The sequence below is a fragment of the Caulobacter ginsengisoli genome (assembly GCF_030814835.1).
Classification (GTDB): Bacteria; Pseudomonadota; Alphaproteobacteria; order Caulobacterales; family Caulobacteraceae; genus Caulobacter; species Caulobacter ginsengisoli.
This window is the reverse complement of sequence record NZ_JAUSVS010000004.1, coordinates 189,158-204,886: the sequence shown is the minus strand read 5'-3', so window position 1 is coordinate 204,886 and position 15,729 is coordinate 189,158. Positions and strand designations below refer to the sequence as shown.

Here is a 15,729-nt window from a genome sequence, read left to right as displayed (position 1 = left end):
TCAGCTCTTCCAGCGCAGGGTCGCGGCTTCGACCGGGTTGACGAAGGGCCGGCCCTCGGCGCGGCTGGCGGTCCATTCGCGTTTCAGGGCCTGGTACCACTTGGCCTGGCGATCGGCATCGTCGATCCACAGCAGGCTGTGGTCGTAGCGCAGCCCCTCGTTCTGCAGGTTCACCATGTCGCCGTCCTGCTTGAGGAAGGCCCGCACGAACGGCTTGATGATCGGGGTCAGGATGAAGGCCGGGTGATCCGACCACAGGATCTGGGTGATGATGGTGGAGCTGTCGGTGACCGGGGTCAGGCAGGTCAGGGCCAGGACCTGGCGCCGGCCGATCTGGATATGCTCCCAGCGCATCCCCGGCAGGCGGAAGCTGATCTCCACCTCCGGCTGGCCGCCCAGGATGTCGTAGATGCGGTTGGCCTTGGAGCGCGGATGGCGGGTCATGACGAAGCCGGCCGGGCCGGGCTCGAAGTGTTTTTCCTTGTCGTGCTGGCGCTTGGCCGAGCGGGCCCACCAGGCCTCGTGCACATAGGGCGCGTGGGTGGGGTCCATCAGCCCGACCACGGCGTGGTCCATATGGGTCTCGAACACCATCCGCTCGACGATCTTGGGCGCCCCGACGGCGCCCGGAAACACCGGCGGCGGTTCGTCCGGCTCGCCCTCGCCGCGCGGATCGCTGGAGAACCAGACGAAGACCATGCCCTGGCTCTCGGCGGCCGGGTAGCGGCGCACCTTGATACGGCTGATGTCGAGGTCCTGACTGTCGACCAGGGAGGGAATGGCCGTGCAGCCTCCATCCGTCCCGAACCGCCAGCCGTGATAGGGGCATTCGACGCTCTCACGCCCGTCCGGCTCGGCGGTCAGCTTGCCGGCCGAAAGCGGCGCGGCGCGGTGCGGGCAGACATCGCGCAGGGCGTAGACCTCGCCCTTGCGGGTGCGGCCGATCAGGACCGGCTCGCCCAGCATCTCGTAGCGCTTGAGGCCGGCGGTCTTCACCTCGCTGGAGAGGGCGGCGAAATACCAGCAGTCGCGCAAGAGGCCGGTCCCGAAACGCGCCGGGGCCACGGTTGTCGTGCGTGGTTTGGGATCGCCGTCAGCCATGCAGTGGGTTTAGCGCGAACTTGGCGCCATCCCAACTCCGGGATTCACCGAATGACTCCTCGATTACGGCTTGGCAGGGCACCGGTAGCGGACCAGCTTCCGGCCGTCGGCAAGGTGGGCCACGTCCGTGAGGCGACTGCCGTCCGACGAGAGGTTGAAGTGAGCGGTCGTCATCCACGACGATCCTTCCTCAGTTAACTCCAGGATAAGGGCTAGTTCGAACTGACCGCGAGGCACGGCGGCTAACACAGGGCCGCCGCTCTCATAGTACTGAACCTCGCTCTCGCGAATTATGAGTCTGGTTTCGTTGAACCCTGTTCCACAATCGGCAAGGTCAGCATTCCACTCGCCTTGAAACTGCTTGGGGACCGCTGCCGGAGCGTGCGTAGCCGTCGGGGCGCTCGTTGCCGGATTTCCGCACCCAGCCAACAGCAGCGAGGTCGCGAAGATCGCTGATCGCATTCTAATTTGAACCTCTATCCAGTGATCGAGCTTATCCCGCCGACGTCGCGATCAGCACCGCGTAAAACTTCGTCATCCGCCCCAGGTTCTCCAAGGTCATCTTCTCGTTGGTGCCGTGGATCATCTCGAAGTCGGTCAGCGAGGCCAGCAGCGGCTGGTAGCGGTAGACGTCGGGGGTGACGATGCTCATCGAGCGGCTGTCAGTGCCGGCGGTGACCAGGCCTGGCGCGACCGGCGTCGTCCCGCCGTCCGAGGCCAGGGCGGCGATGATCTTCCAGCCGTCCGAGCTGGTCGAAGAGACCGGCGAGGGTTCGCGGGGCGGCTTGTCCCACCGGAAGGTGACGTTCAGCCCCTTGGTCGCCCCCCGGGCCCTGGCCATGATGTCGGCCGAGCTGTCGCCGGGGGCGATGCGGTAGTTGATCCAGGCCGAGGCGTCCTGCGGCAGGACGTTCTCCTTGGGGCTGCCCTTGAGCATGGTCGGGGCGATGGTGGTGTGCAGGCTGGAGGCGCCGGCCGGGCTCTGGGCGATCTGGGCCTTGAGGGCGCCGCCGAACAGCCAGGTATTGGCCACCACGATGCGGGTCATCAGGCTGGCCTGCGGGGCGAGCGCCCGGATCGAGTCTGCGCCTGGACCCTTGAACTTCAGCGGGAAGGGGTTGCCGGCAATCTTCAGCACCGCCTGGGCCAGGGTGGTGACCCCGGTCACCTTGGGCGGGGCCGAGGAGTGGCCGCCCTTGGCCGGGGCGGTGACCACCAGGGTGGCGTAGCCCTTCTCGGCGATGCCGATCAGCGCCACCGGCTTGCCGGTCAGCGGGTAGTCCTTGACCGTCGCCTGACCCTCGTCGAGCGCCCAGGCCGCCTTGACCCCGCGGGCTTTCAGCAGCGCCGCGGCGGCCGCCGCGCCCGTCCCGCCGGCCTCCTCGTCCTGGCCGCTGACGATGATCACCGTGCGCCTGGGCTTGAAGCCCGAGGCGGCCAGGGCGTCGAGCGCCTCGAACATCGTCACCAGCGAGCCCTTGTCGTCGACGCTGCCCCGGCCCCAGACGGCGCCGTCGGCGATGTCGCCGCTGAAGGGGGCGTGCTTCCAGTCCTTCTCGGTGCCCGGCGTCACCGGCACTACGTCCTGGTGGGCCATCAGGATGATCGGGGCCAGCGAGGCGTCCGAACCCTGCCAGGTGTAGATCAGCGCCTTGTTGGGCAGGATCTCGCGGGCCATGGCCGTATGGGCGGCCGGGTATGTCGCCTGCAGCCAGGCGTGCAGCCTGTCCCACTGGCTGTAGTCGTTGTCGGTGACCAGTTGGTGGCTGATGGTCTGGATACGCACCGCCTCGGCCAGGTGCTGGGCGGCCTTGGCCTGGTCGATGGCCGGGGCGCTGGCCAGCTTGACCTGACTGAAGTCCACCTGGGCCGGCGGCTTGTAGGTCGCCGTGCGGACCGCGACCACGCCGACGCCGAGCGCCACGACTCCCAGCGCCGTCAGCGCCGTCTTGCTGGCCAGGCTCATCGCCGCGCCCTCCCCGAGTTTTCGTTGCCGCAACTTAGAGCCGCGAGAGGCGCGCCGCATAGGGGCCCAAACGCCCTTCGGTGATTTCGCCGGTCGCCAGCACCGTCTCCCCCTCGGAGGACGCCGCCGTCGCCTCGCCGCTCATGTTGAACTGGCAGAGCCAGCGCTCGCCGCCATGGCTGCGTTCGAAGGCCAGCAACGGGGCGGGCGATTCGCGAAAGACGATGTCGCCCAGCCGCAGCGCGTCCGATCCTTGCCGGGCCGCCAGCAGGGCGCGCGAGAAGGCCAGCGTCGAGTCCGGATCGGCCTCCTGAGCCGCCACCGTCAGGCCCTCGTGCTCCGGCGCGACGGGCAGCCAGGGCTGGCCCGTGCTGAAGCCCAGGTTCTCGCCCGGCCCCCAGGGAATAGGCGTGCGGCAGCCATCGCGGCCCTTGTGGACCGGCCAGTAGAGGTCGCCGACCGGGTCGCGCAATTGTTCGCGGGTCAGGTCGGCTTCCGGCAGGCCGAGCTCCTCGCCCTGATAGACCAGGATGGTGCCCCGCAGGCTGAGCAGCAGGGCTAGCATCAACTTGGCGACCGGCTTTTCAGAGTTTGGGGAGCCGTCGCCGAAGCGGCTGGCGGTGCGCGGGATGTCGTGGTTGCAGAAGCTGATACAGGGCCAGTGGTCGGGGTAGCGCGCCAGGTCAGCGAAGTGTTTCAGGATAAAGTCCGGTCCCATCCTGTGGGCGATCAGCAGGGGGAAGCTGTAGCCGGCGTGCAGTCCCTCGGTCGGCGAGGCGAAACCGCCGCAGCGCTCGGCCTCTTCCGAGAACTCGCCGAACACGAAACGGTCGGGGTGGCGATCGACGACCCGTCGCGTCTCATCCAGCAGGGCGATGTTCTCCGGCAGGTTGGCGTCGTTGTAGTGCAGCTGGAAATTGGCGGCGGCCGACCAGCGGTGGCCCCCTCTCGAAGGATCGACCGGGTTATCCCGCAGCCGGTCGTCGTGCAGGAAGGCGTTGGCGACATCCAGCCGGAAGCCGTCGATCCCCTGCCCCAGCCAGTAGTCCAGCACCGCCAGGGCCGCGGCCTTGGCGTCCGGATTGCGCCAGTTCAGCTTGGGCTGCACCTTGAGGAACTTGTGGTGATAGGCCAGCCGCCGGCCGGGCGCATAGGCCCAGGCCGGGCCGCCGAACACCGCCAGCCAGTTATTCGGCGCCGTGCCGTCGTCCTTGAGCGGCGCCCAGACATACCAGTCGCTCTTTTCGCCGCCGGCCAGGGCGTCGCGGAACCAGGCGTGCTCGTCGCTGGTATGGGCCAGCACCTCGTCCAGCAGGACCTTCAGGCCCTTGGCGTGGGCGGCGTCGACCAGCGCCTTGAGGTCGGCCTCGGTCCCGTAGTCGGGCTGCACGCCCTTATAGTCGCTGACGTCATAGCCCCAGTCGCGGTTGGGCGAGGGATGCACGGGTGAGAGCCAGATGGCGTCGACGCCCAGGCTCTTGATGTAGTCGAGCTTGGCCAGGACCCCGGGCAGGTCGCCCTGGCCGTCGCCGTTGGAGTCATAAAAACTGCGGACATAGATGTGATAGACGGTGGCGCCGCGCCACCAGGGGGCATCTGAGCTCATGGCGCGAGACTAGTCGGTTTTTCGGTCGGGGAGACAGCCTGATGACAGTCCATCGCCGCGGAATGATGTTCACCGCCTCGGCCGCCAGCCTGGTCGGCTTCGGCTGCGCCAGGGCTTCGGACGCGCCCGAGGGCAGCCTGCAACGCGTTGTCGATGAGACCGGAACGCCCGCCCTGGCCGGGGCGGTGGTGACGCGCGAGGGTCTGGCCTTTCTCGAGGCGGCCGGCGTGCGGCGCAAGGGCAAGCCTGATCCCGTCACCACCGACGACAAATGGCACCTGGGCTCCAACACCAAGGCCATGACCGCCGCCCTCTATGGCCGGCTGGTCGAGCAGGGCAAGGCGCGGTGGGGCGCGACCCTGGCCAGCCTGTTCCCCGACCTGAAGCTGGACCCGGCCTTCGCCACGGCGACCATCGAGACGCTGATGAGCCACCGGGCCGGGGTTTCCGACGGCGGGCTGGTCAATGGCGACTGGCTGCGGGCCGCTCATGCCGATACCCGCTCCCTCACCGTCCAGCGGGCCGAGTTCGCCGCCAGGGCGCTGACCGCCAGGCCCGGCGGCGTTCCCGGCCAGTTCGCCTACGCCAACGCCAACTTCATGATCGCCGGGGCGGCCATCGAGCGCATCGCCCAACGCTCCTGGGAAGAGACCATCAAGGCCGAGCTGTTCGACCCGCTCGGCATGACCAGCGCCGGCTTCGGCGCGCCAAAAGGGGCTCAGCCCTGGGGTCACCAGTATCTGGGCGTGATGCTCAATCCGCTCGACCCCAATGGCCCCTCGGACAATCCGGCCGCCCTGGGCCCGGCCGGGACGGCGCACATGTCGCTGACCGACTATGCCAGGTTCGTCCGCCTCTTCCTCACCGACGGCGGCAAGCTGCTGGGGCCCGAGACCATCGCCCATCTCACCGCCCCGCCGACACCGGGCGACCAGAGCTACGCCCTGGGCTGGATCACCTTCGCCCAGCGCGCCTGGGCCCAGGGTCCGGCCCTGGCCCATGAGGGCTCGAACACCTTCTGGCACGCCTTCGCCGCGGTCGGCCCCAAGCGCGGCCTGGCCGTCATCACCGCCGCCAACGCCGACGTCGGCGGCGGCGCCAAGGCGACCCAGACCCTGGCGCTGCAGCTGATCAAGCGGTTTGCCTGAGGGCGGCGAAGCGTCCTAGCCTCGCTCCCAGCATCCTCGGGGGAGCGCCATGCAACGTCCCACTGCCAGCCCGGCCCTGGTCATCGGCCTCTGCCTGCTGGCCTCGATGCTGGAGGGCTTCGACATCCAGTCGATGGGCGTCGCCGGACCCAGCCTCGCCAAGGCCCTGGCGCTTTCGAAATCCCAGATGGCCTGGGCGTTCAGCGCCAGCCTGTTCGGCCTGATGGGCGGGGCGGCCGGGGGCGGCTGGCTGGCCGACCGGCTGGGGCGACGCCCCGTTCTGATCGCCGCCACCCTGATCTTCGGCCTGTTCTCGCTGGCGACGGCGGCGGCCCAGACCTACCCGCTGCTGGTCGCGGCCAGGGTGCTGACGGGCCTGGGCCTGGGCGGGGCCATGCCGATGCTGATCGCCATCGCCGCCGAGCGGGCCAGCGCCAGCCGCCGCACCTTCATGGTCACCCTGATCGCCGCCGGCATGCCGCTGGGCGGGGCCCTGGTCGGGCTGCTGGCCCGCTCCAGCCTGGGCGCGGACTGGCGGATGATCTTCGTGGTCGGCGGCCTGGCGCCCATCGCCATCGCGCCTGCCCTGTGGTGGTGGATGCCCGAGACCCTGGTCAAGCCGGCCGCCGCCGACCCACCCCGCCAGAACGCCCTGAAGGTGCTGTTCGCGCCCGAGCGCCTGCCCACCACCCTGCTGCTCTGGATCGGCTATACGGCGACCGCCCTGGTGCTGCACCTCTTCCTCAACTGGCTGCCGACCCTGCTGATCGCCCGGGGCTTCGACAAGAACGAGGCGGCCCTGGTGTCGATGCTGTTCAACCTGGGCGGCGCGGCCGGCTCGCTGCTCATCGGCCTTAGCATCGACCGCCTGGGCGGCCGCTGGCCGCTGACCGTGGTCTTCCTGGCCCTGGCCGGCGTCATCCAGGCCCTGGCCGGCGCCACCGTGGGCCTGGCCCCCACCGCCCTGATGGGCTTCGTCGCCGGTGGTCTGCTGGTCGGCGGCCAGTTCGGCCTCTACGGCATCGGCCCCCACTATTACGCCCTGCCGGTGCGCGGACGCGGGGTCGGGGCGGCGGTGGCGGCGGGACGACTGGGTTCGGCCCTGGGACCGCTGGCGGCGGGCCAGCTGCTGACCGCAGGCGCCAGCGCCGGCCAGGTCACCGCCGCGACCGTGCCCATCGTCCTGTTGGCCGGCCTGGCCGCCCTGCTGCTGTCGTTCTTCGGCAAGCCGCAAGACTGATCCAATATCGTCCTTACTGCGTAAGGCTGATTTTCGGGAGGCGGCATGAATCAACCGGAACGCATCGCCCAGATCGACGTCATCCGCGGGGTGGCGGTGCTGGGCATCCTGACCGTCAACATCCTGCTGACCGCCTTTCCCTTCTCCCTGGCGGGCAATCCGGTCGCGGCGGGACCCGTCGATCCGCTCTCGCAGGCCTGGTGGCTGATCACCACCATCCTGTTCGAGGGCAAGTTCGTCACCATCTTCAGCGCCCTGTTCGGGGCCTCGCTGCTGCTGGTCGGCGGCGAAGGCCAGGACCGCGCCCGCAACGCCATCGCCCGGCGGCGGCTGGCCTGGCTGCTGGTGTTCGGCCTGATCCATGGGGCGATTGTCTGGTACGGCGACATCCTGCTCTGGTACGCGATCTGCGGCGCCGTGGCCTACTTGGTGCGGGGCTGGCGACCGCGCTGGCTGCTGGTTGGCGGGCTTTTGCTGTGCCTCCTCACCATGACCCTCGACACCATGACTGCCCTGGAGCCGGCTGAGCCCGGCGAGCGGTTCGTCACCGCCAAGGCCCTGGCGCACAGCCTCGCCGCCTTCCATGGCGGGCTCGCCCACACCCAGGCCATGAATTTCAAATTCTGGCTGGGGATCGGGGCGCAGATGGGCCTGTTCTACAGCTGGATTACCCTGGGCCTGATGATGATCGGCATGGCGCTCCTGAAGACCGGCGCCCTGGCGGGCCGTCTTTCGACCGCCTTCTATGGAACCAGCCTGGCGGTCGGCGCCCTGGCTCTGACCGCCATCGCCATTCCCTCTCTGATGCTGGCGGCTGGCGGCTTCCGGTCCGACGCCCTGGATACCGCCGCCTGGGTAATCAACACCTTCGCCGCCCCCCTGGTCGCGTTGGGCTATCTGTCCGCCGTGGTCCTGGTCCTCAAGGCCGGCTGGGTCCCGCGCGCCATGCGGGCCCTGGGCCAGGTCGGGCGGATGGCGTTCAGCAACTACATCGCCCAGTCGCTGATCATGACCGGGCTGCTCTGGGGCGGCCGGGGCCTGGGCCTGTTCGGCCAGCTCAGTCTGGCCCAGGTCGCCCTGGTCGTGCTGGCCGTCTGGACCGCCCAGTTGATCTGGTCGCCCCTGTGGCTGGCCCGCTTCCACTACGGCCCGCTGGAGTGGGTCTGGCGGCGGCTCAGCTACGCCCAGCCGACACCCTTCCTCCGCAAGCTCTAGACGGGCGTCCCCGACAGCTCCTGCACTTCCTCGAAGGTCCGCAGCCCAGGCCGCTGGGCGCAGACCAGCACACCCATGTTCCCGGGCAGGTGCTTGTTATCCAGCATCTTCTCGTGGGCCAGCGGGATGTCCTCCCAGCGGAAGACCTCCGACAGGCAGGGGTCGATGCGCCGGTCGATGACCAGCTGGTTGGCCGCCGAGGCCTGCATCAGGTTGGCGAAGTGGCTGCCCTGGACCCGCTTCTGGCGCATCCACAGGAAGCGGGCGTCCATGGTCAGGTTGTAGCCGCTGGTCCCGGCGCAGATGGCCACCATCCCGCCCCGCTTGACCAGGAAGACCGACACCGGGAAGGTCGCCTCGCCCGGGTGCTCGAACACCAGGTCGACGTCCTTGTTGCCGGTGATCTGCCAGATCGCCTTCCCGAACTTGCGGGTCTCCTTCATGTAGTCGCCGAACTCGGGACCGTTGACGGTCGGCAGCTGGCCCCAGCAGTTGAAGTCGCTGCGGTTCAGCACCGCCTTGGCGCCCTGGCTCAGCACATAGTCGACCTTGTCCTCCGAGCTGACCACGCCGATGGCGTTGGCCCCGGTGACGGCTGCCAGCTGCACGGCGAAGACGCCCAGCCCGCCCGAGGCGCCCCAGACCAGCACGTTCTGGCCGGGCTTCAGCTCATGGGGCTGGTGGCCGAACAGCATGCGATAGGCGGTGGCCAGGGTCAGGGTATAGCAGGCGCTCTCTTCCCAGGTCAGATGCTGGGGCCGCGGCATCAGCTGGCGCGACTGCACCCGGCAGAACTGGGCAAAGCTGCCGTCCGGGGTTTCATAGCCCCAGATGCGCTGGCTGGGCGAGAACATCGGATCGCCGCCGTTGCACTCCTCGTCGTCGCCGTCATCCTGGTTGCAGTGGATGACCACCTCGTCGCCGCACTTCCAGCGGCGGACCTTGGAGCCCACCTTCCAGACGATGCCCGAGGCGTCGGAGCCGGCCACGTGATAGGGCTGCTTGTGGACGTCGAGCACGCTCATCGGCTCGCCCAGCGCCGCCCAGACGCCGTTGTAGTTGACCCCGGCGGCCATCACCAGGACCAGCACCTCGTCCTCGCCGATGTCCCAGGTAGGCACCACCTCGACCTGCATGGCGGTCGCCGGCCGGCCGTGGCGCTCCTTGCGCACCGTCCAGGCGTACATGTTTTTCGGCACATGGAAGGCGGGCGGGATTTCGCCCAGCTCGTAGAGGTCCTTGACCGGGGTCTTGTCGAGGGTTGCGGTGCTCATGGGTGGGGTCCGGACGGCGTTCCTGTTGCAATGCGGCAGCGCCGGACTCTGTTCCGGCTCGCGCCTCGTTGGGTCTTTTCGCGCGTGAATTGACCGTCGATTCGTCGATTTTCCCCTCGCGCGAGCAAATCCCTGCCCCTGAGGGCCCGCCATCACCCGACGTGAGGGCAGGATCGTGTGACAAGCGTTTGAAACTGGCAAGCGGATTCTTGTGCAGCGCAGCAAGCGCGACAGCTTGACGCCGCCGACGCCTGAGCCGAGGAGTCCGCCATGACCGCAGAACTCCATGTCTCCCGCCCCAACGACGGCGTCGCCCTGATCGAGATCGACGCGCCACCGGCCAATGCCCTGGGCACGGCCATCCGCCGCCGGTTCCTGGCCGAGCTGGACGCCATCGAGCGTGACACCGATGTCCGGGCGCTGGTGATCACCGGCCGCGGCAATGCCTTCTGCTCCGGCGACGACCTCAAGGAGGCGGCCGAGCGCGGCGAGGGCGCCCTGGAGAGCCTGGACCAGTTCGCCGCCCTCTACGAAGCCATCGAGACCCTGCGCGTGCCGGTCATCGCCGCCGTCAATGGCTGGTGCATGGGCGGGGGGCTGGAGCTGGCCCTGGCCTGCGACATCCGCCTGGCCTCGAGCAACGCCAGCTTCACCTGCTCGGGCGTCAATGTCGGCCTCATCGCCAGCGCCTACCGCCTGCCCCGGCTGATCGGCCCGGCCCATGCCAACACCATGCTGCTCACCGGCCTGCCGTTCGACGCCGTCTCGGCCGTCAATTTCGGCCTGGTCGCCGCCGCCCACTCGCCCGAGGGCCTGCAGGAGGCCGCCCTGACCCTGGCCGGCCGCATCGCCTCCCGCGCCCCGCTGTCGGTCGAGGCCACCAAGCGCATCGTCAGCCTGGCCCTCGACACCGAACCGGACGACGCCCTCAGCATCGTCGCCGAGGAACTGGCGACGCTGGCCGAGAGCGAGGATCATCGTAACGCGTTGGCGGCGTTCGCCGAGAAGCGGCAGCCGGTGTTCCGGCGGCGTTAGACCCTGTTAAATCCGCTCATCCCGCGAAAGCGGGGATGAGCGGATATTAGGGGGCTTGGCGGCAATGTTGCACCGCACAAGACTCCCGCGCATTATCGCCGCCAATGAGCGACTTCCAGCACGCCCCCGACGCCCCGTGGATCTTCCGCACCTATGCGGGCCACTCCACGGCGGCCAAGTCCAACGCCCTCTACCGGGCCAACCTCGGCAAAGGGCAGACCGGCCTGTCGGTGGCCTTCGACCTGCCGACCCAGACCGGCTACGACGCCGACCACATCCTGGCGCGCGGCGAGGTCGGCAAGGTGGGGGTGCCGATCGGCCATCTGGGCGACATGCGCACCCTGTTCGAGGCCATCCCGCTGGACCGGATGAACACCTCGATGACCATCAACGCCCCGGCCGCCTGGCTGCTGGCGCTGTATGTCGCCCTGGCCGACGAGCAGGGATCGCCGCGCAGCACGCTGCAGGGCACCACCCAGAACGATCTGATCAAGGAATATCTGTCGCGCGGCACCTACATTTTCCCGCCCGAGCCGTCGCTTAGGCTGATCGGCGACATGGTGGCCTGGTGCTATCGCGAGACGCCCAAGTGGAACCCGATCAACGTCTGCAGCTACCACCTGCAGGAAGCCGGGGCGACACCGGAGCAGGAGCTGGCCTTCGCGCTCGCCACCGCCATCGCCGTGCTCGACACGGTCAAGGCGGGCGGCCAGGTCCCGGACGAGGATTTCGACGTCGTCTGTTCGCGGATCAGCTTCTTCGTCAACGCCGGCGTCCGGTTCGTCACCGAGCTCTGCAAGATGCGCAGCTTCACCCAGCTGTGGGACGAGATCCTGCGTGATCGCTATGGCGTGAAGGACCCCAAGGCCCGCCGCTTCCGCTATGGCGTCCAGGTCAACAGCCTGGGCCTGACCGAGCAGCAGCCCGAGAACAATGTCTACCGCATCCTGATCGAGGCCCTGGCCGTCACCCTCTCCAAGGACGCCCGCTGCCGGGCCCTGCAGCTGCCGGCCTGGAATGAGGCCCTGGGCCTGCCCCGGCCCTGGGACCAGCAGTGGTCGCTCAGGCTACAGCAGGTGCTGGCCTATGAGACCGACCTCCTGGAATACGAGGATCTCTTCGCCGGCAGCCATGTGGTCGAGGCCAAGGTCGCCGAACTGAAGGCCGGCGCCCTGGCCCAGCTCGCCGAGATCGACGCCTTGGGCGGAGCCGGCACGGCCGGCGCCATCGGCCACATGAAACAGGCCCTGGTCGGCGCCAACGCCGCGCGGGTGCGGGCCGTGGAGAGCGGCGACCTGACTGTGGTCGGGGTCAACCGCTGGACCGACACCGAGACCTCGCCCCTGTCGGCCGGCGAAGGCTCCATCGAGACCGTCGATCCCAAGCTCGAAGCGGAAGTCGTCGGCCGCCTGAAGGCCTGGCGCGCCGCCCGCGACCAGGCCGCCGCCGACGCGGCCCTCCGTGATCTGAAGACCGCCGCGTCCGAGGGCCGCAACGTCATGGAGGCCTCCATCGCCGCCGCCAAGGCCGGGGTCACCACCGGCGAATGGTCGGGCGCCCTGCGCGAGGTGTTCGGCGAATATCGCGGCCCGACGGGCGTGGCCCTGGTCATCTCCTCCGAGGGCGGCGAGGACGAGGATGCCGTGCGGGCCGAGGTCGAGCGGGTCTCCGCCGCGCTGGGCCGCACCCTGACCTTCCTGGTCGGCAAGCCCGGCCTCGACGGCCATTCCAACGGCTCCGAACAGATCGCCACCCGCGCCGCCGCCGTCGGCATGGCGGTGGTCTATGACGGCATCCGCTCAACGCCGGACGAAATCGTCGCCCGCGCCAAGGAGAGCCGCGCCCATGTCGTCGGCCTCTCCATCCTGTCCGGCTCGCACCTGGACCTGGTGCAGGAGGTGGTCCGGTTGATGCGCGCCGAGGGCCTGGACGACGTGCCGGTCGTGGTCGGCGGCATCATCCCGCCCGAGGACAGCTTGATCCTCAAACAGATGGGCGTGGCGCGGGTCTATACGCCCAAGGATTTCAAGCTGACCGGCATCATGGGCGATGTGGTCAAGCTGGCCGAGGCGGCGGCGCTGACGGAGGCCTAGAACCTGCTGGGTCTTGGCGCGCTTCCGCGATAGGCTCGCATGATGATGGGTGGGGTGAACAGGCTGGCGCGCGGGGCGGTCCCCTGGTTGTGGGCGGCGGCCTATCTGGGCCTGCTCTCCCTGGTGCTGGGCCGGACAGGGACCCACACCCTGATCACGACGATTCCCAAAGTCTTTGCCGTGCCGATCTTCGCCATCGGACTGGGGGCGGTGCTGCTCGGAAATCTTCTGCCGCGCTGGCGGCGAGAGGAGAAACCGACACGCATTCTATGGACCATGAGCCTGCCGACCCGGATTGCCCAGTTGATCCAGGGCGCGTTCTATCCCCTGTGCGCCTTGCCGTCGTATGGCACGATCCAGCCCTGGTTCCAGACCGAAAGCCTACTCGACGTCATGGTTGTATCGGGTCTGCTCGGGATGACGGCGGCGCTCACCTGGGCCCATCTGCGTCCAGCCCTCGGTGACGGGGTTTCGGTGCGGGTGACAGCGGACGGACTTCAAATCGGCGGGCGCCGGTTCGTCTGGTCAAGGATAGAGGCCATCGAATCCGGCTACGCCGCGCTCCAGGATGGCGCGAAGGTCGTGTTGGCCGACCGGCATATCCTGCTGACGCCGCAACGGCACGGCCCTACGGGCCGGGCGCTGGTTGCGGCCGTGGAGCGCTTCAGCCCGGAGACCACGATCCGCGAACCGGAGTTCCAGGCGGCGTTCAACATGGCGCCAGGCTAGGGCGGCGGCGGGACCAATGCTGATCGAAGAACCCGAAGACCGCTGGGCGTCCCTGCGCCGGCTGTTCGGCCGCCGGCAGGACCATGGCGTGGTCGGCGCCAGACCTGCCTTGCCACCGCCCAAGCCGCGCCCCGCCGGCCAGCCTAGTCCGGCCAGGCGCCTCGCCATCGAATGGCGGAAATGGCCAGTGATCCTGCTGGCCCGCGACCTGTTCCTGGCCTGGTACAGCGACTGGATGGCCTATGCCCCCAGCACCGAGATCAAGATGAGTGAGCGGGGGATCGCCCACGAAGGCCAGATCCTCGGCCGTCTGCCCTGGTCGTCTATCGCCCGCGTCGAGGTTGGCTTTGTTCGCGACAAGGGCGGCGCGGGGGTGGTGCTGACGCCAGAGGCCGATGTCTCGGTCCTGTTGTCGGTGGTGGCGCGGACCGAACGGCGCCTGACCCTGGTGCATGGCCTGAGCCGCGTCGGCCAGCAAACCTTCATCGCCCAGATCGAGCATTTCAGCCCGACGACCGAAATCCGCCAGCCGGAGAACGGCGGGTTGGTGGCGCCGCTAGACGTCACCACCCTGCCCGACGAGCCGCCGTAAGGGACCGGCGGCTCCAGCTAGCTAGCCAGCCAACCGCACCCAGTCGCGGAACATCGCGTCCGAGCGGGCCCACAACCCCTCGCTCTCGGCGTCCGGCCCTCGCCGACGCGCGCCATGCGCCCAGCCCAGCACCTCGCCCACATAGGCGTCCAGGGCCGGAACCCGTGGCCCGATCCCCACGCCCTCGCCGGCCGCCTGCTTGGCCTCACGCAGCGCCTGTAGCGCCTCAGCCGTCGCCGCCGGCAGGTCCAGGCCCTCGACCAGGGCCGGCAGGTTCATCGGCGCCGGCTCGCCGGGCCGCCGCCGCAGCCAGTCCAGGGTGATGGCCGGGCGCAGGACGTAGAAATACTTCTTCAGCTTCACCTCATCGCGGTTCTCGATGAAGCTGCCCCACTGCCGGCGGGCCAGGCCGTAGTAGTGGGCGACGTCGCCGAACGAGCCCCGCCAGGCCTGGACCAGCGGGGTGAAGGCCTCACGGAACCCCGGCGCCTCGGCATAGACGATCGGCGAGGTCAGCCACTCGCCGACAATGGCGTTGCCGCGCGCCATCAGCCGCAGCGCCTTGCCCAGGTCCCAGCCGCCGATGTCGATCTCGCCGACGATGGGCCGCTCGATGACATCGCGCGGCGGCCGCAGGGCCAGGTAGGCGTCGGCCGGGCGGACATAGAGGAAGCGGATGTCATAGTCGCTGTCGGGCGAATGAAAGCCCCAGGCGCGGCTGCCCGACTCCACGCAGAGCAACACGCGCGCGCCTTCCTCCGCCGCCAGGGCGGCCAGGCGGGCGGTGATGTCGCGCCGCTGCTCGGGGCCAACGGCGGCGTCGGGATTGAAGTCCAGGATCATGGCTGGCTCATGCGGGGCGCGACGCCATGGGTCAAGTTTCCACCCGTCGAACATGGTAAAGCGCGGCCATGGCCGCCTACCGCGTTCCCCATCCGCATAACCAGAAGGCCGCGCGCCGCCAGACCCGCGCCGCCCGCTGGATCGGCGTGCTGCTGCTGTGGGCCATCGTGCTGACCCTGGGGTTCGTCGCCGACCGGGTGATCCCGCCCCAGCACCTGCCCTGGAAGACCCTCAGCGTCATCGATCCGGTCGGCCTGGCCACCAAGATCAAGGCCGCCCGGGCCGGCGAGGACGCCGCCGCCTGTCGGGCCATCCTGACTCAGGGCGGGGTGGACTATGTCGCCGCCCCGGAGCAGGCGTCCGGCGAGTTCTGCCGCGTGCACGACGCCCTGGAGCTGACCGCCGGCCTGGCGCCGCTGAAACCCGCCCGCCCCGTCCTGACCTGCAAGGAGGCCCTGGCGGTGACCATCTGGGAGCGCAAGGTGGTGCAGGCCGCCGCCTTCGACACCCTGGGCCAGGGGGTGGTGGCCATCGACCACTACGGCAGCTATGCCTGCCGCCGCATCTATGACCGCGCCGAGGGGCCGGTCAGCGAGCACGCCAGCGCCAACGCCCTGGACGTCGCCGGCTTTCGTCTGGCGGACGGGACGCAGATCAGCGTCGAGAAGGACTGGAACGATCCGGGCCCCAGGGGCGCCTTCCTGCACAGGGTCCGCGACGGGGCCTGCCAGGTGTTCATCACCGTCCTCTCCCCAGACTACAATGCCGAGCACGCCAACCACCTGCATCTGGACATGGGCGGCTGGGCCAAGTGCGCCTGATCCTGCCTTGACGTAGGGAACCTCCCCGGTCAGTTTGGCTGGAAATCAAACAACTGTTTGGAGGAG

Annotated in this window: 13 protein-coding genes; 8 read left to right on the top strand and 5 right to left on the bottom strand. The window is 69.1% G+C overall.

Annotation, left to right across the window (positions count from 1 at the left end):
* The 3 genes from QO010_RS12620 to QO010_RS12610 all read right to left on the bottom strand — a co-directional run bounded on the left by QO010_RS12620 (position 1) and on the right by QO010_RS12610 (position 4,673).
* Positions 1-1,101, bottom strand: coding sequence for a Rieske 2Fe-2S domain-containing protein (locus QO010_RS12620; protein ID WP_307349625.1), 1,101 nt, complete (start codon positions 1,099-1,101; stop codon positions 1-3).
* A gap of 493 nt (positions 1,102-1,594) precedes the next feature.
* Positions 1,595-3,067: a M20 family peptidase gene (locus QO010_RS12615; RefSeq protein WP_307349623.1), complete on the bottom strand. Its 1,473-nt coding sequence runs from the start codon at positions 3,065-3,067 to the stop codon at positions 1,595-1,597.
* 34 nt (positions 3,068-3,101) lie between these two features.
* Positions 3,102-4,673, bottom strand: a complete 1,572-nt coding sequence (locus QO010_RS12610; RefSeq protein ID WP_307349622.1) for an alpha-amylase family glycosyl hydrolase — start codon at positions 4,671-4,673, stop codon at positions 3,102-3,104.
* 41 nt (positions 4,674-4,714) lie between these two features.
* Here QO010_RS12610 and QO010_RS12605 point away from each other — a divergent pair, with 41 nt between their 5' ends.
* From QO010_RS12605 to QO010_RS12595, 3 genes are read left to right on the top strand one after another with little or no spacing between them, the layout of a single operon-like run.
* Positions 4,715-5,821, top strand: a complete 1,107-nt coding sequence (locus tag QO010_RS12605) for a serine hydrolase domain-containing protein (RefSeq protein WP_307349620.1) — start codon at positions 4,715-4,717, stop codon at positions 5,819-5,821.
* Positions 5,822-5,870: 49 nt separating this feature from the next.
* On the top strand, positions 5,871-7,061 hold the full coding sequence (locus QO010_RS12600; RefSeq protein ID WP_307349619.1) for an MFS transporter: 1,191 nt from the start codon (positions 5,871-5,873) through the stop codon (positions 7,059-7,061).
* A 45-nt stretch (positions 7,062-7,106) separates the two neighbouring features.
* Positions 7,107-8,276 carry a DUF418 domain-containing protein gene (locus QO010_RS12595; protein ID WP_307349618.1) on the top strand — a complete coding sequence of 390 codons (1,170 nt, stop codon included), beginning with the start codon at positions 7,107-7,109 and terminating at the stop codon, positions 8,274-8,276.
* Here the strand turns inward: QO010_RS12595 and ccrA are convergent.
* Positions 8,273-9,550, bottom strand: coding sequence for a crotonyl-CoA carboxylase/reductase (ccrA, locus tag QO010_RS12590; protein ID WP_307349615.1), 1,278 nt, complete (start codon positions 9,548-9,550; stop codon positions 8,273-8,275). The two genes, QO010_RS12595 and ccrA, sit on opposite strands and share 4 nt — an antisense overlap.
* A 270-nt stretch (positions 9,551-9,820) precedes the next feature.
* Between ccrA and QO010_RS12585 the strand changes: the two genes are divergently transcribed.
* From QO010_RS12585 to QO010_RS12570, 4 genes are all read left to right on the top strand, one after another.
* Positions 9,821-10,585, top strand: coding sequence for an enoyl-CoA hydratase/isomerase family protein (locus tag QO010_RS12585; protein WP_307349612.1), 765 nt, complete (start codon positions 9,821-9,823; stop codon positions 10,583-10,585).
* A 104-nt stretch (positions 10,586-10,689) separates the two neighbouring features.
* Positions 10,690-12,678: a methylmalonyl-CoA mutase family protein gene (locus tag QO010_RS12580; protein WP_307349610.1), complete on the top strand. Its 1,989-nt coding sequence runs from the start codon at positions 10,690-10,692 to the stop codon at positions 12,676-12,678.
* A gap of 39 nt (positions 12,679-12,717) precedes the next feature.
* Complete coding sequence (locus tag QO010_RS12575) at positions 12,718-13,407, top strand: hypothetical protein (protein WP_307349608.1); 690 nt, start codon at positions 12,718-12,720, stop codon at positions 13,405-13,407.
* Positions 13,408-13,423: 16 nt separating this feature from the next.
* A complete protein-coding gene (locus tag QO010_RS12570; RefSeq protein ID WP_307349606.1) occupies positions 13,424-13,999 on the top strand; it encodes a hypothetical protein in 576 nt (191 codons plus the stop codon).
* A gap of 21 nt (positions 14,000-14,020) precedes the next feature.
* On the opposite strand, the gene QO010_RS12565 is transcribed toward QO010_RS12570, so the two are convergent.
* Complete coding sequence (locus tag QO010_RS12565; RefSeq protein ID WP_307349604.1) at positions 14,021-14,842, bottom strand: nucleotidyltransferase domain-containing protein; 822 nt, start codon at positions 14,840-14,842, stop codon at positions 14,021-14,023.
* Between the two features lie 68 nt (positions 14,843-14,910).
* On the opposite strand from QO010_RS12565, the gene QO010_RS12560 reads away from it, so the two are divergent.
* On the top strand, positions 14,911-15,663 hold the full coding sequence (locus QO010_RS12560) for an extensin-like domain-containing protein (protein WP_307349602.1): 753 nt from the start codon (positions 14,911-14,913) through the stop codon (positions 15,661-15,663).
* The last annotated feature ends 66 nt before the right edge of the window (positions 15,664-15,729 follow it).

Coding starts and splice junctions, on each gene's coding strand:
- QO010_RS12620 (WP_307349625.1), bottom strand. CDS start 1,101: ATGGCTGACGGCGATCCCAAACCACGCACGACAACCGTGGCCCCGGCG.
- QO010_RS12615 (WP_307349623.1), bottom strand. CDS start 3,067: ATGAGCCTGGCCAGCAAGACGGCGCTGACGGCGCTGGGAGTCGTGGCG.
- QO010_RS12610 (WP_307349622.1), bottom strand. CDS start 4,673: ATGAGCTCAGATGCCCCCTGGTGGCGCGGCGCCACCGTCTATCACATC.
- QO010_RS12605 (WP_307349620.1), top strand. CDS start 4,715: ATGACAGTCCATCGCCGCGGAATGATGTTCACCGCCTCGGCCGCCAGC.
- QO010_RS12600 (WP_307349619.1), top strand. CDS start 5,871: ATGCAACGTCCCACTGCCAGCCCGGCCCTGGTCATCGGCCTCTGCCTG.
- QO010_RS12595 (WP_307349618.1), top strand. CDS start 7,107: ATGAATCAACCGGAACGCATCGCCCAGATCGACGTCATCCGCGGGGTG.
- ccrA (WP_307349615.1), bottom strand. CDS start 9,550: ATGAGCACCGCAACCCTCGACAAGACCCCGGTCAAGGACCTCTACGAG.
- QO010_RS12585 (WP_307349612.1), top strand. CDS start 9,821: ATGACCGCAGAACTCCATGTCTCCCGCCCCAACGACGGCGTCGCCCTG.
- QO010_RS12580 (WP_307349610.1), top strand. CDS start 10,690: ATGAGCGACTTCCAGCACGCCCCCGACGCCCCGTGGATCTTCCGCACC.
- QO010_RS12575 (WP_307349608.1), top strand. CDS start 12,718: ATGATGATGGGTGGGGTGAACAGGCTGGCGCGCGGGGCGGTCCCCTGG.
- QO010_RS12570 (WP_307349606.1), top strand. CDS start 13,424: ATGCTGATCGAAGAACCCGAAGACCGCTGGGCGTCCCTGCGCCGGCTG.
- QO010_RS12565 (WP_307349604.1), bottom strand. CDS start 14,842: ATGATCCTGGACTTCAATCCCGACGCCGCCGTTGGCCCCGAGCAGCGG.
- QO010_RS12560 (WP_307349602.1), top strand. CDS start 14,911: ATGGCCGCCTACCGCGTTCCCCATCCGCATAACCAGAAGGCCGCGCGC.